9 protein-coding genes and 3 pseudogenes are annotated in these 13070 nt (G+C 58.9%); 9 read left to right on the top strand and 3 right to left on the bottom strand.

Features of this window, described 5'->3' with window-relative positions:
- The 3 genes and pseudogenes from AUC71_RS15915 to AUC71_RS15905 all read left to right on the top strand — a co-directional run.
- Positions 1 to 482: cbb3-type cytochrome c oxidase subunit I (locus AUC71_RS15915; protein WP_193427056.1), on the top strand; the 482-nt coding region annotated here is incomplete at its 5' end.
- An 18-nt stretch (positions 483 to 500) separates the two neighbouring features.
- Positions 501 to 887, top strand: coding sequence for a DUF488 domain-containing protein (locus AUC71_RS15910; protein WP_069625033.1), 387 nt, complete (start codon positions 501 to 503; stop codon positions 885 to 887).
- A gap of 57 nt (positions 888 to 944) precedes the next feature.
- Positions 945 to 2128 (top strand): annotated as a pseudogene (locus AUC71_RS15905) (NnrS family protein).
- Between the two features lie 11 nt (positions 2129 to 2139).
- Here the strand turns inward: AUC71_RS15905 and AUC71_RS15900 are convergent.
- Positions 2140 to 2894: pseudogene (locus AUC71_RS15900) on the bottom strand (sulfite exporter TauE/SafE family protein).
- A 43-nt stretch (positions 2895 to 2937) separates the two neighbouring features.
- Positions 2938 to 3798 carry a LysR family transcriptional regulator gene (locus tag AUC71_RS15895; protein WP_069625032.1) on the bottom strand — a complete coding sequence of 287 codons (861 nt, stop codon included), beginning with the start codon at positions 3796 to 3798 and terminating at the stop codon, positions 2938 to 2940.
- Between the two features lie 123 nt (positions 3799 to 3921).
- Here AUC71_RS15895 and AUC71_RS15890 point away from each other — a divergent pair, with 123 nt between their 5' ends.
- The 5 genes from AUC71_RS15890 to metB all read left to right on the top strand — a co-directional run bounded on the left by AUC71_RS15890 (position 3922) and on the right by metB (position 10090).
- Positions 3922 to 4563, top strand: a complete 642-nt coding sequence (locus AUC71_RS15890) for a 5-formyltetrahydrofolate cyclo-ligase (protein WP_069625031.1) — start codon at positions 3922 to 3924, stop codon at positions 4561 to 4563.
- A gap of 168 nt (positions 4564 to 4731) precedes the next feature.
- Positions 4732 to 6564: a diflavin oxidoreductase gene (locus AUC71_RS15885; RefSeq protein WP_342021879.1), complete on the top strand. Its 1833-nt coding sequence runs from the start codon at positions 4732 to 4734 to the stop codon at positions 6562 to 6564.
- Positions 6565 to 6580: 16 nt separating this feature from the next.
- The gene (locus tag AUC71_RS15880) at positions 6581 to 8287 is read left to right on the top strand and encodes an NADPH-dependent assimilatory sulfite reductase hemoprotein subunit (protein WP_425283405.1); all 1707 of its coding nucleotides are present in this window, start codon (positions 6581 to 6583) and stop codon (positions 8285 to 8287) included.
- 35 nt (positions 8288 to 8322) lie between these two features.
- Positions 8323 to 8955 carry a peroxiredoxin gene (locus AUC71_RS15875; RefSeq protein ID WP_069625029.1) on the top strand — a complete coding sequence of 211 codons (633 nt, stop codon included), beginning with the start codon at positions 8323 to 8325 and terminating at the stop codon, positions 8953 to 8955.
- 16 nt (positions 8956 to 8971) lie between these two features.
- Positions 8972 to 10090, top strand: coding sequence for a cystathionine gamma-synthase (metB, locus tag AUC71_RS15870; protein ID WP_083238508.1), 1119 nt, complete (start codon positions 8972 to 8974; stop codon positions 10088 to 10090).
- A gap of 789 nt (positions 10091 to 10879) precedes the next feature.
- Here the strand turns inward: metB and pdxR are convergent.
- Entirely contained in the window at positions 10880 to 12319 is a 1440-nt protein-coding gene (pdxR, locus tag AUC71_RS15865; RefSeq protein ID WP_069625035.1) for a MocR-like pyridoxine biosynthesis transcription factor PdxR, read from the bottom strand.
- Between the two features lie 197 nt (positions 12320 to 12516).
- Between pdxR and AUC71_RS15860 the strand changes: the two are divergent.
- Positions 12517 to 13070: pseudogene (locus AUC71_RS15860) on the top strand (PQQ-dependent dehydrogenase, methanol/ethanol family); the annotation flags it as partial.

The following is a 13070-nucleotide window of genomic DNA, read 5'->3' as shown; positions in this document are numbered from 1 at the left end:
GCGTCGTCCTAGCAAACGCCGGCGTCGACCGTTCCCTTCACGATACGTATTACGTGGTCGCTCACTTCCACTACGTGTTGTCGGTTGGGGCTGTCTTCGCAATCTTTGCTGGCTGGTACTATTGGTGCCCGAAGATCACCGGATACATGTACTCGGAGACGTTGGGCAAGCTGCACTTTTGGCTTATGTTTGTCGGGGCGAATATAGCGTTCTTCCCGATGCACTTCCTTGGCCTTGCGGGCATGCCACGTCGCATTGCCGACTATCCGGACACCTTCGCCGGCTGGAACTTTGTGGCATCGATTGGCGCCTACACTGCCTTCGCCGGCTTCCTCGTGTTCTTCGTTGGCGTCGCCAACACGTTCTGGGTTAGGCGCAGGGCCGCGGCAAATCCTTGGGGTGCAGGCGCAACGACACTTGAGTGGACATTGCCATCGCCGCCGCCCTTCCACACGTTCCAGACCCTGCCTCGCGTGCGGTAGGAATGGCACCGCAAGGAGATGGCAATGGGCGTCGTCGGATCTCTTCAGATCAAACTCAAGCGGGCTTACGAGCCGTCGGCGAAGAGCGACGGGCGGCGGATACTCGTGGATCGTGTCTGGCCGCGGGGGATCACCAAAGAGGAGTTGCGTTTGCACCGCTGGGCGAAGGATTTGGCTCCAAGTGCGCAGCTCAGGAAATGGTTCGGTCACGATCCGGCACGATGGAGTGGTTTCAAGGAGCGGTATCATCGGGAACTCGACAAGCTGCCGAATGCAATCGATGAGCTGGCGGCCGAGTGCCGCAAGGGGCCAGTGACACTGGTGTTCGGTGCCAAGGATACGCTTCACAATCAGGCTGTCGCGCTCAAGCAGTTTCTTGAGAAGCGGACCGAGACCCGGTCATGATGCGCCTCTCACCGGCCATGCGTGCTGGCGTCATCCGCGTCGCTGGGAGTTGCCCTGATGCACGGCATCCCTCGTTATAGAGGTTTCAGCGGTCCCGCGTTGTTCAGTCAGGGGTTCAGGCCGTTTTTCCTGGGCGCGGGCGTCTGGGCAGTGCTCGCCGTTTCAATTTGGCTCTTGATCGTTCGTGGGGATGCGTCCCTGCCAACCATTTTTCCGCCAACCCGTTGGCATGCGCACGAAATGCTGTTCGGCTTTGCTACCGCCGCCATGGCGGGCTTCGTGTTGACGGCAATACCGAATTGGACGGGGCGCATGCCTCTCCAGGGCGCGCCGCTCATCGTTTTGTCTGGTGTTTGGCTACTTGGCCGGGCTGCCATGGCGACATCCGCCCTGATCGGCGGTCTTCTTGCCGCCCTCATCGATCTCTCGTTTCTGTTGATTCTCTTCTCTGTCGTGCTCCGTGAGATCGTTGCGGGGCGGAATTGGCGACACTTTCCACTCCCTGTTGCGGTTGCCGTTCTGATCGTCGCGAACGCGCTAACCCAGCTCGAACCAAATGGGCTCGCGCAAAGCGGTGCGTTGGGAGAGCGGCTGGGCCTGGCCACGTTCATCTTATTGATTAGCCTTGTTGGGGGCCGGATCATTCCGAGTTTCACGCGAAATTGGCTGGCAAAGAGGGGAAGCGATGTCATGCCCACTCCACTCAATCGTTTTGACGTGGGCACGATAATCCTAGTTCTGGCTGGGCTTGGATTGTGGGTTGCAAGTCCTGACGCCCAGTTTGCTGGCGTAGCGTTGGTCGTCGCCGGCCTGTTCAGTTTCGCACGGTTGCTTCGTTGGCGCGGATGGCGCACGCGCTATGAGCCCATACTTTGGATCTTGCATCTCGGCTATGCATGGGTGGCCATCGGGCTGCTTTTAGTTGGATGTGCCGCCTTATTTCCAGTGGCGATACCCTATCCCGTGGGTATTCATGCCGTCGCAGTCGGCGGCATCGGAACTATGACGCTAGCGGTCATGACCCGTGCAATCCGCGGACACACCGGGCGAGCTTGGCAGCTGGCCCCATCGCCATGACCCTCTACCTGCTGATAACGTTGTCAGCGGTTTCGCGAGTGACAGCTCCCTTCATGCCGGACTTCCATCTACCCCTATTGATGTTCTCCGGTGTCATTTGGATAGCTGTGTTCTCTTTGTTTATCGCCAGCGATGGACGCGCATTGTTCACCGTCGGCCAGTAGATGGACGACTGTTAAATTGCCCTGATAAGAAACAAAAGACTCGTGCTGAGCCCAATTCCCACAACGAGACTTCTAATGACTAGAGCAGGGAGCATCCGCGCAAGAGGTGCGCCGCAATAGCCGCCAATAATCGCAGCGATCATCATGACCCCAGCCTGAGGCCACGCGACAAGTCCGGCAACAGCAAAAATCACGAAAGACACGACAGACAACACGAACGAGACGCCGCTCTTCAGAGCATTCATTTCATCCAAATTCGTCATACCCCAAAGCGAGAATAATCCCAGCAGCATGATTCCGAGGCCACCGTTGAAATAGCCGCCGTAGATGGAAACAACGAATGTTCCACTAAGTTTATGGGCACGAAGAGATACCGGCATGCGCCGCAGCAAATGTTGCAAGGGATTTGCGAACGCGAAGGCTAATGTAGCGAACAACAGAAGAAAGGGAACGACAAACGTGAATGCGGCGTCGGATGATGCGACAAGCAGCAAAGCCCCGCAAACGCGCCGAGCATGGCGGTCACTGTCGTCTTGAAAAGCTGAGATGCGTCAAGCTGTCGGAGTTCCTTGAGGAAGCCCAGGACGCTGCCGAGATATCCGGGGCATATAACGACGGCACTGGATGCATTTGCCGTGATGGGTGGAATGCCAACGAGCAGGAATGCGGGAAGAGTCAGAAAGGTCCCGCCGCCGGCAACGGTATTGAGGACGCCCGCTCCAAGGCCCGCCGCAATCAATATGATGTAGCTCTCCAAGGACGTCATATGTTTTGGAGCGGCCGCATCCGCCGATGACACGAATGCTCGATCATGTCACTGGCGGCGGCTCAGTCATGATGGCCCTCAGGCCCTTCAGTGCAATCTGCAGAAGTTCGTCGTCGCTTTGTGCCGAGCAGACCGCATAGACTGGATAGAAGAAGCTTGGGGCGCCAGAAACAAGATGGAGCTTTCCAGACTTGAGGTGGGGTTCTACTAGACGCTGTCGGAAATAGCCGCAGCCGCCGCCTTCCAAGATGTAATTCAGTCCAAGTAAGCCGAGGCCGCCCACAACAATCCCAGGATTGCCGATCTCGGGGAAGGCCATGGCATGATGGTTCGCAAATTCAGGGCCCCAATCGACATAGACATAATTCTCCCGCGTGCAGCCAGCCGGCTCGGGATCTGTTGTGACGAGAACGAGCTTCTCTTCCAGCAGCGGCTCCACGCGAACACCCGGCCGCTGCTGCGGGGCATACATGATAGCGAGATCGAGAACCCCGTTGGTGACTTGCTCCATGAGAGGTTCGGGCAGGTCGACCTGAACCCGCAGTGCGATCTCCGGGGCCGTCTTGCGCATCCAGTGCAGCCATTCGAGCATCCAGGGATGCCACAAGATGAGTTCCCCGCCGATGGCGAGTACTGCTTGGTAGCCCGGTGGGACGGCGACCTGATGGCGTGCCCGTTCCCACAGTTGGACGAAGGTCGGTGCGTAGCGGAGGAATTGCTCGCCGGCTGGAGTCAGCGACGCGCCGCTCTTGTTGCGGACGAACAACGTCCTGCCCAGCCTCTCTTCGAGCGAACGCACGCGGGCGCTGATGGTCGTCTGGCTGACGTTAAGCTGCTCGGCCGCGCGCACGAAGCTCCGAGTCCTGACGATGGTGAGAAACGTTCTTGCGAGCTCGATGTCCATTGTCGACTAGTTAGCAAAAATAATGCAGCTAAGAACCGATTATATTCGTTTGCCTGACCTGACGGAACGTCGCGACAATACGACCCAGCAAAAGGGAAGCTTGCCATAGCGGGCTCTTTGATAATGCGTCGCAGTCGACTTTCGTCGCCGCCGTGCTTTCTGGATGAGCTGGAAAGCCAGGCAGAGGATCAACCGGATGACCTGCCACGCTGGCGAAGGACGCAGCGGGACCGGCTGATTGCCGACCGGCTGGGGCTCGGTGTGGCCATCCGAAGTCTTTATGCGCGGCAGATGGCCGAGCGCCTGAACCGATTCTTGCCGGACCTCACAAATTGCACGGTCAGCGGCTACTGGCCCTGCAAAGGCGAGCCCGATCTTCGGCCCTGGCTGAGTTCGCTGGGAATACGAGGTGCGCGTGGCGCTCTGCCGGTCATCGTAGAAAAGAACACGGCGCTGCGCTTCCGCCTGTGGCGAGCCAGTGATCCTCTTGAAAAGGGTATCTGGAATATCCCCCATCCTGCCAGCGGGGCCGAAGTCGACCCCGATATTGTTATCGTCCCGCTCGTGGGTTTCGACTGCGCAGGCTATCGGCTCGGCTATGGCGGCGGATATTTTGACCGCACTCTTGCGGTCGCGCCAAATAGGCCGCGCATCATCGGTGTGGGGTACGCACAGTCGAGACTAGAGACCATCCATCCCCAGCCTCATGACGTTCCCATGGATGTCATAGTTACCGAAAGTGAGGCCCTCGAGTACGAGCGGTAGTGAGGAGGGGAATGCGCACGGACCTGTCTTCACAACAAAAATACTGCATTAAATGACGAATAACATTCATTTGCCTGCGGCGATCTGAGGCGTCAAGGTATCCAAAGAGGTTCTGCGGGCAACGAAGCCGGCTCGCAGACGCATTTCGTGCACGCTAAACCCGCAGACATGACCGCTTTCGATTTTCATGGCCCTGGCCTCACCGAGGAGCAGTGGCAGCGCATCAAGGAACTGGCCAGCAACCTCAATGCCGAGCAGGCGCTGTGGCTCAGCGGGTACTTCGCCGGCGTCGATCATCGGCTGCGAGAAATTGCCCTTACAGGCGAAGCCAATCGGCCGAATGAGCGAGATTTCCAGATCGCTGCGAGCGAGACCACATCCCGCACGATCACGATTCTGTTCGGCAGCGAGACGGGCAACAGCGGCGAGATGGCTTCAGCGCTCGGTGACGCTCTTCGAAAAGAGGGACTAACCGGGGCCGTCATCGATATGGCGAACTACAAGACCCGCCAGCTCAAGAACGAGCGTGACGTGCTCATCATCACCAGCACGCACGGCGAAGGCGATCCTCCGGCGACGGCTCTCGATTTCTTCGAGTACGTCGAGGGCAATAAGGCCCCGTCCCTGGAGGGCATTCGCTACGCCGTCCTCGCGCTCGGCGATTCCACCTATGAGCAGTATTGCGAAGCCGGCAAGCGCCTCGACCAGAGGCTTGCGGTGCTCGGGGCGGAGCGCCTTTTCGACCGCGTGGACTGCGACGTGGATTTTGAAGATGCAGCCGCCGAATGGATTAAGACCGTCACGGAGAAGCTCAAAAAGACGCGTGACGGTCAGCAATTTGGCGGTCGCGCGGCGGACGCAGCCCCGCAGAGTAAGCCGTCCGCCGCAATCATCGATCAGCGCCATCCGTTTCAAGCCAGCATCATCGAGAACATTGTGCTGACCGGGCGAGGTTCGAGTAAGGAGACGCGTCACATCGAAATGTCGGTCGAGGGGTCGGATCTCAGATTCGAACCGGGTGACGCCCTGGGCATCATTCCCCGAAACGATCCGAGATTGGTCGACGCCCTTCTCGAAACGCTACATTTATCGGCGGACGCCGAAGTGTCCGTCAGGGACAAGGCGGTTGGTCTCGGCCAGGCACTGACTGAAGACTACGAAATCACGGTTGGAACTACGCGCTTCATCAACCAGTGGGCCGACCTAACGGGCGCGGAAGAATTGATCGCGCTGCGGGGCAACGAACAGGCCGAAGCGCGAAGTGAGTTTCTGCTCCGGAATCATATTATCGATATCGTCAGACGTTACCCCGGGGACGGGGTCGAGCCGGAGGCTTCGTTGGCGGACTTCGTACCATGCGTCCGAGGCTCTATTCCGTTGCCTCGAGCCGTCCTTTGCCCGGATGAAGTGCATCTTACCGTCGCGACGGTTCGTTTCGATCTCCACGGCGAGGCGCGGTCCGGCGTCGCCACGGGATATCTGGCCGACCAGTGTGCGCCGAGCTCCATGGTGTCGGTCTACATTCAGCCCAACCCGCGCTTTCGTCTTCCGGCGGACGACGCGCCGATTCTGATGATCGGGGCAGGGACGGGGGTCGCGCCCTACCGTGCCTTTTTACAGGAGCGGGAGGCTCGTGGTGCGTCGGGCCGGTCCTGGCTCGTCTTCGGCGACCGAAACTTCCACACGGACTTTCTCTACCAGACCGAATGGCAGCAATGGCTGAAGGACGGGATACTGACGCGCATGCAGGTCGCTTTTTCGCGTGACGAGGAAAAGAAGTACTACGTCCAGCACCGATTGGCGGAAAATGCGCGAGACGTCTACGCCTGGTTCGAGGAGGGCGCCTCGCTTTATGTCTGCGGCGGCCGCGAGCTCGCGCCAGCTATTCATACGACCCTGATCGACATCCTCAAGCAAGAAGGCGGCTATAGCGATGTGTCAGCGGCCGAGTATCTCGGCGAGATGCAGAGCCATCGCCGGTACCAAGTCGATGTCTATTGAGAGTCATACCGCGCCTATGCCGGATCGCAGCCGCGACGTTTCTCAGCCGCTGGAGAAACTCCATCCAGATGAAACCCTGAAAGCAAACAGCGACCAGCTGCGCGGCGGCATTGTGGAGGGACTCGGGGACCCTGTTACGCGCGCGGTTCTCGGTGAAGATTCAAAGCTCATGAAGTTTCATGGGCTTTATCTTCAGGATGACCGTGATGTCAGGGACGAAAGGCGCAGGCAGAAATTAGAGCCGGCTTACGGTTTTATGGTGCGCGTGCGGCTGCCCGGGGGCGTATGCAGTCCGTCTCAATGGCTCAAACTCGACGCGCTCGCCCGCGATTACGCTGCAGAGAGCCTGCGCGTCACGACCCGTCAGACGTTCCAGCTACACCGAGTTCTCAAGAGCAACCTCCGGCCCACCATTCAAGGGCTGCGTGACGTCCTGCTTGATACGAGGGCCGCATGCGGGGACGATTGTCGGGGCGTCATGTGCTCGGTCAATCCGCGCCTGTCTACGCTGCACGCCGAGCTTTATGATATCGCCAAGCGCTCGAGCGATCACGCCACGCCGAAGACAGGCGCCTACAGAGAGATTTGGTACGAAGAGGAGCGTACGCCCACAGCTAGTCCGGAAGAGCCGCTTTACGGGCGCACCTACATGCCCCGCAAGTTTAAGATCGGGTTTGTGATTCCCCCGATCAACGACATCGACGTATACGCCCAGGACCTCGGCTTCATCGCCATTATCGAGCAGGGTAAGCTTGTCGGATTCAATGTTGCGATCGGCGGCGGCATGGGGCGCATCGATCGCAACCAGAACTCCTATCCGCGGCTCGCCGACGTCGTTGGTTTCGTGGCCGTGGGCCGCGTCCTTTCGACCATCGACGCCGTCATGGAGGTTCAGCGGGACTATGGCGATCGTTCCGATCGTGCCCGCGCCCGCTTCAAGTACACGATTGACGACAAAGGGCTCGAGTGGGTGAAGGCCGAGATCGAGACGCGGCTGGGCTTCGAGCTCGGCGCGGCACGCCCGTATAACTTCACCTCGAACAGCGACAGCCTTGGCTGGCAGCGTGGCGAAGACGGTCTCCAGCACTTCACGCTCTTCATTCAGAATGGCCGGATCACGAATGCGCCGGATTGCCGGCTGCTAGACGGCCTGCGAGCGATCGCCCGCATGCATAAGGGCGAATTCCGGGTCACGCCCAATCAGAACCTCATCATCTCAAATATCGCAAAAGCGGATCGAGATCAGATCGAAGGCCTACTCAGAGCGCACGGTCTGTCAGAACTGAACAGGGGAAGCGGCCTGCGCCTCAACGCAATGGCCTGCGTGGCCTTCCCGACCTGCGGACTGGCCATGGCGGAGGCGGAGCGTTATCTGCCCGAACTCATCACCAAGATCGAGGAGATCCTGAGCCAGCACGATCTCTATGACGAGCCAATCACCATTCGCATGACGGGCTGCCCGAACGGATGTGCCCGGCCATACATCTCCGATATTGGCCTCACCGGCCGAGCCCCCGGGAAATACAACCTCTATCTCGGCGGTGGCTTTCACGGCCAGCGGCTCAATAAGCTCGTTCTGGAAAATATCGGCGAGGACGCCATCCTCGACAAGCTCGGTGGCGTCATCGCTCATTACGCACGCGAGCGAAACGTCTACGAGCATTTCGGCGATTTCGTGCTGCGCGCCGGGTACCTGAACACCACGCAAGATAACAGCCCGTGATCGCCGCGGGTGAAAAGACCGCAAGGAGAAAGTCCATGTCCCTTCAACTCGGCCAAACCGCGCCAGACTTCGACCAGCAGAGCACGGAAGGTCTCATTCGCTTTCACGAATGGCTGGGCAACTCTTGGGGACTGCTTTTTAGCCATCCCAAGAACTTCACCCCGGTCTGCACGACCGAACTCGCCGAGGTCGCGCGACTAAAACCTGAATGGGAGAAGCGCCACGTCAAGGCGATCGGCCTTTCCGTCGATCCTTTGGAAAGTCACGGCGCGTGGGCGGAGGACATCGCCGAGACGCAAGGTCACGCCCTAAATTTTCCGTTGTTGGCGGATGCCGACAAGCACGTGGCGAACCTCTATGGAATGATCCACCCGGACTCGGATCCCACCGTGACCGTGAGAGCGGTCTTCCTCATCGATCCGGCAAAACGCGTTCGACTGATCCTGATTTATCCGCCGAGCGCGGGCCGCAACTTTGCGGAGATTGTCCGGGCTATCGATAGCGTGCAGCTTAGCGACTGGGCCAAAGTCGCGACCCCCGTCAATTGGGAGCCGGGCAAGCCAGTCATTATCTCGCCCGCGTTAACCGACGAACAGGCCAAAGAGCAGTTTCCGCAAGGCTGGCAGGAGCTGAGACCCTATCTGCGTATGGTCGAGTTGCCCGACTGATAGCCCTTGGTGAAATATGCCGAAGACCCCAGAGCCTGAAACCATCGCTGCCAGCAATGGAATCGCATCGGACGAATCCTTTGGTGCGGTTACGCCTCCTATATTTCTGTCGAGCACCTTCGCGTTCCCGGGATTTGAGCAAAGCGGCCCGTACGACTACTCACGCACATCCAATCCAAGCCGAGCGCTCCTGGCCGACACCATCGCGCGTCTTGAGGGCGGTGCTGGCGCCATCGTAACCTCGTCGGGCATGTCGGCCATAAACTTGCTTTTGTCCAGGCTCGAACCCGACGAACTCGTGGTAGCCCCCCATGATTGCTATGGCGGAACCTATCGACTCCTCGCGGCGCGACGAGACCGGCACCATTTCTCCGTCGCTTTTGTGGACCAGGCAGACGACGCGGCGCTGGAAGCGGCGCTAGAGCAATACCCAGCGTTGGTTTTGATCGAGACGCCGAGCAATCCGCTCATGCGTATTGTGGATATCGCTTCCATCTCGGCACGCGCCAAACAGGTCGGTGCAAAGACTGCCGTTGACAACACGTTCTTGTCGCCCGCGCTTCAGCGGCCCCTCGCGCTTGGAGCAGACTTCGTGGTTCATTCCACGACCAAGTACCTAAATGGGCACTCGGACGTCGTCGGAGGGGCGATTGTTGCCGGCGAGGTCACCGATGTGGAGGCCTTCGCAGCTTGGGCGAACATCACGGGTGTAACGGGGGCGCCCTTCGATTCTTATCTCACGCTACGCGGTCTGCGGACGCTTTACCCTCGGATGGAAAGGCAGCAGGCAAATTCTATGCAGGTAGCCACCTATTTATCTGGTCATCCTGAAGTCGCCGCCGTGCACTATCCCGGGCTTCTCTCACATCCGGGCCATGCCATAGCCAAACTGCAACAATCGGGATTTGGCGCCATGCTGAGCTTCGAGCTCAAGGGAGGCGTGGTGGCCGTACGCCGTTTCGTCGAGTCCCTGAGCGTCTTCACCCTGGCGGAGTCGTTGGGCGGCATAGAAAGCCTGATCGCTCATCCGGCGACGATGACACATGTCGGGATGGGAGAAGAAGGTCTCAAAGCGGCCGGGATCGGCGACAGCCTTCTTCGTCTCTCTATTGGCCTCGAGCCATTAGCGATCTGATTGACGATCTTGAACAGGGGTTCACGGCCTCCTCGCAGGAGGCGGCGCTCGCGCCCGGACTCTAAGGAAGGGCCGACAGCCATGCATGCGGCGAGGTACATCAGAACTTTCGGGCTCTCCAACGCCCAAAGTCTGCTGCGGTCGATCCTTTACCTAAACGCCGTCCTGGCGATCGCGCTCTTAGTACAATCCTGGAGCCTGCTGCCTGAGCAGTCGATATGGTGGGTTCTGTCTATGCTGGTTTTGTCGGCCTGCGCACTTTGCTTCTTGGCGGGTCAAACCGCGGTGTTCCCATTATTGTGTCGTCTTCCTTGGTTGTGGCGACTATTCCCCAATATTGACGGCGATTACCGGGTGGAGGTGTGCTCAAATTGGTCGGCGATAAAAACGGGTCTGGCCCACCGAGCAACAGACGATCACCAGGGTGGTCTAGCTGTCTTCAATGAGATGGGGGTAGCACGGATCAGAGTCCGTTTGGCCAGTGTCGACATGCGTCTCGTTAGGGATGGCTGTCATTGTTCCGAAACTGTGATGTGCTTACCACGCAAAGATCGCAAGACGCGATCGACTGTGCTTTTCTATATCTTCGATAGCGTGCCACCTGATGCAAAGTCTCTCGACCAGCGCCATCTGGGCGCAGCACGGCTACGCATCCCATCGGAGCGCTTCCCCAAGATCCTCGAGGGGGTTTATTGGACGGACCGCAACTGGCACAAGGGTTTGAATACCGCAGGCAATATCAGACTTCGCCGAATTCCATGTTGAGCACGCGAAGAAGCGCGCCCTCCGCTAGACGTCAGGCTTTGCCTTAAGTAGTAGAGTAACCGCTTTCCCAATCTCGGCTTCGTTAAGGGTGGCGAACCCCAGACGGAAGGCCTCGGGCGCGCGTGTGGCGTTCAGTGCGAAATGAGCGCCGGGTAGAAGCGAAAGACCAAGGCCTGCTGCCTTCTGGGCCCAGGCTTCGGCACCCAGACCCGGCTTCAGACGAAGCCAGATTGCTAGCCCACCCGCAGGAAGGACAAATTCTGAATCATTCGAAAAGCGCTTAAGGAGTAGGGCTGCTAAATGATCGCGCCGTTCGTGATAGACACGGCGCGCTTTGCGGGTGTGCCGTCTGAGCGTGCCATCGGTGATCAGTTCTCCGAGCGCAAGTTCCAGAGGAAGGTCGCCCTGTCGGTCGACTGCCTCGCGTCTGTCGCTCATGCGGCGCAGAATGGCCGGCGGCGCGACTGCATAGCCAACCCGAATGCCTGGGGCGAGAATCTTCGACAAGGAGCCAACATAAATAACAGTCGCGTTTCGATCCGCGTGGGCGGCGAGGGGAAGCACTGGGTGTCCATCGAAGCGATATTCGTGATCGTAGTCGTCTTCGATTATGGTTAAGCGAAACCGTCGAGCCAGATCGAGAAGGCGTAGTCGGCGGGCCGCACCGAGTGTGACTGTCGTCGGGTACTGGTGATGCGGCGTCACATAGACCGCCTTGAGATGCGGCGCCCGTGCCGCAACCTGCTCCAACGAATTAAGGCTGATACCGCCGTCGTCAACCGGAATGCCGATAACGCGGGCACCGGCCGCACGGAAAGCCGCCCAAGCCAACGGATATCCCGGCGTCTCGACGGCAATCGCCGTGCCTGGCTCCGCAATGGCTGAAGCTGCGAGGAACAAGGCCATCTGACTTCCCCGGGCAATCAGTATGTCTTCAGGACTAAGAGTAAGTCCGCGTTCGTCCTTCAGATAGTGAGCGAGCGCTTCGCGAAGCACCTCGTTGCCCCGCGGATCACCATAAGCGCCACTGAGGAACGACGGAGATGTTAGCGCCCGGCGAAACGCCCGGCTAAGCGAAGCGGTCGGGGCAATCCGTGGATCAGGCAGACCATCCGAAAGGCGCAGAACTTGTCGTCTTGGACCGACGCTCTTGACGACTGCGACATCAACCGGACCCGCAAGCTGACGCTCACGGCCGAAGTCCGGCAAGTCGTGCGCGACAAAGGTCCCACGAGAAGCCTCGGTGACGAGCCAGCCCTGCATGATGAGTTCGTGATAGGCCGCGTCGACCGTGTTGCGATTAAGCGTAAGGCTGCATGATAGAGCGCGGGTCCCGGGTAGCGGATCGCCAGGTTTGAGCCGGCCTCGTTCAATCTCGGCGATGATGGCGCGGGACAGGGCGAGAAAAATCGGTTCGCGACCCTCTCGCTTCACCTCGATCGCTAACGTCGCGCCTTTACCCATCCGAACCCACTCCGCTGGCTCCAGGTCGCGATGACCGGCCCATACCATATCTCAAACCGGACCTACTGAATAGGCCGGACGGAGGATATTAAGAAGAGCCGGCTACCAAAATTTCCCGCTCAAAGGGAGGTGTCCAGGCAACACAGCAAGGAGTGGCTTTCAGTTTAGTGAACTGAGTAGCTAGGGAGGAAAACGACATGAAAATGAAGTTCGGTATTTTGGCCGGCACCCTCGTCGCAATGACGATGGGTCTGTCTGGTCAGGCTATGTCAATGAATACCGATGAGGAGCAGCTGAAGCGTATGGCTGATCCCGACCAGTGGCCTGCCCCTGGTCGCGATTTTGCTCTGACACGTCACAGCACGCTTTCCGACATCAATACGAAGAACATTAACAAGCTGCAGATGGCTTGGCTGCAGGGCACCAATGCCCTTCGCGGTCACGAGGGTTCACCGCTTGTGATTAAGGACGTTGGCGGCAAGACCATGTTGTTCATGGTCTCTGGTTGCCCGGCCATGTCCAACTGTAACGTGGTCCAGGCTCTTGATCTTACGGATCCTGACAACCCGAAGCAGGTTTGGTCCTACGTGAAGAAGACCGACCGTGACGAGTCGGCTGTGCCGCGCGCTTGCTGCGACACCGTCAACCGTGGCGGCTCCTATGCCGATGGCAAGTTCGTGTATGGCACTCTCGACGGTTTCGTGATTGCCCTCGATGGCCAGACCGGTAAGGAAGTCTGGGTCGTCAAGTA

It is taken from the genome of Methyloceanibacter marginalis, from assembly GCF_001723295.1.
In the GTDB taxonomy this organism is placed as follows: Bacteria; Pseudomonadota; Alphaproteobacteria; order Rhizobiales; family Methyloligellaceae; genus Methyloceanibacter; species Methyloceanibacter marginalis.
Note: the sequence above shows the minus strand (reverse complement) of the source record. Positions and strands in the feature narration are given on the sequence as shown.

Coding starts and splice junctions, on each gene's coding strand:
- AUC71_RS15885 (WP_342021879.1), top strand. CDS start 4,732: ATGACCGCTTTCGATTTTCATGGCCCTGGCCTCACCGAGGAGCAGTGG.
- pdxR (WP_069625035.1), bottom strand. CDS start 12,319: ATGGGTAAAGGCGCGACGTTAGCGATCGAGGTGAAGCGAGAGGGTCGC.
- AUC71_RS15875 (WP_069625029.1), top strand. CDS start 8,323: ATGTCCCTTCAACTCGGCCAAACCGCGCCAGACTTCGACCAGCAGAGC.
- metB (WP_083238508.1), top strand. CDS start 8,972: ATGCCGAAGACCCCAGAGCCTGAAACCATCGCTGCCAGCAATGGAATC.
- AUC71_RS15880 (WP_425283405.1), top strand. CDS start 6,581: ATGCCGGATCGCAGCCGCGACGTTTCTCAGCCGCTGGAGAAACTCCAT.
- AUC71_RS15910 (WP_069625033.1), top strand. CDS start 501: ATGGCAATGGGCGTCGTCGGATCTCTTCAGATCAAACTCAAGCGGGCT.
- AUC71_RS15895 (WP_069625032.1), bottom strand. CDS start 3,798: ATGGACATCGAGCTCGCAAGAACGTTTCTCACCATCGTCAGGACTCGG.
- AUC71_RS15890 (WP_069625031.1), top strand. CDS start 3,922: ATGCGTCGCAGTCGACTTTCGTCGCCGCCGTGCTTTCTGGATGAGCTG.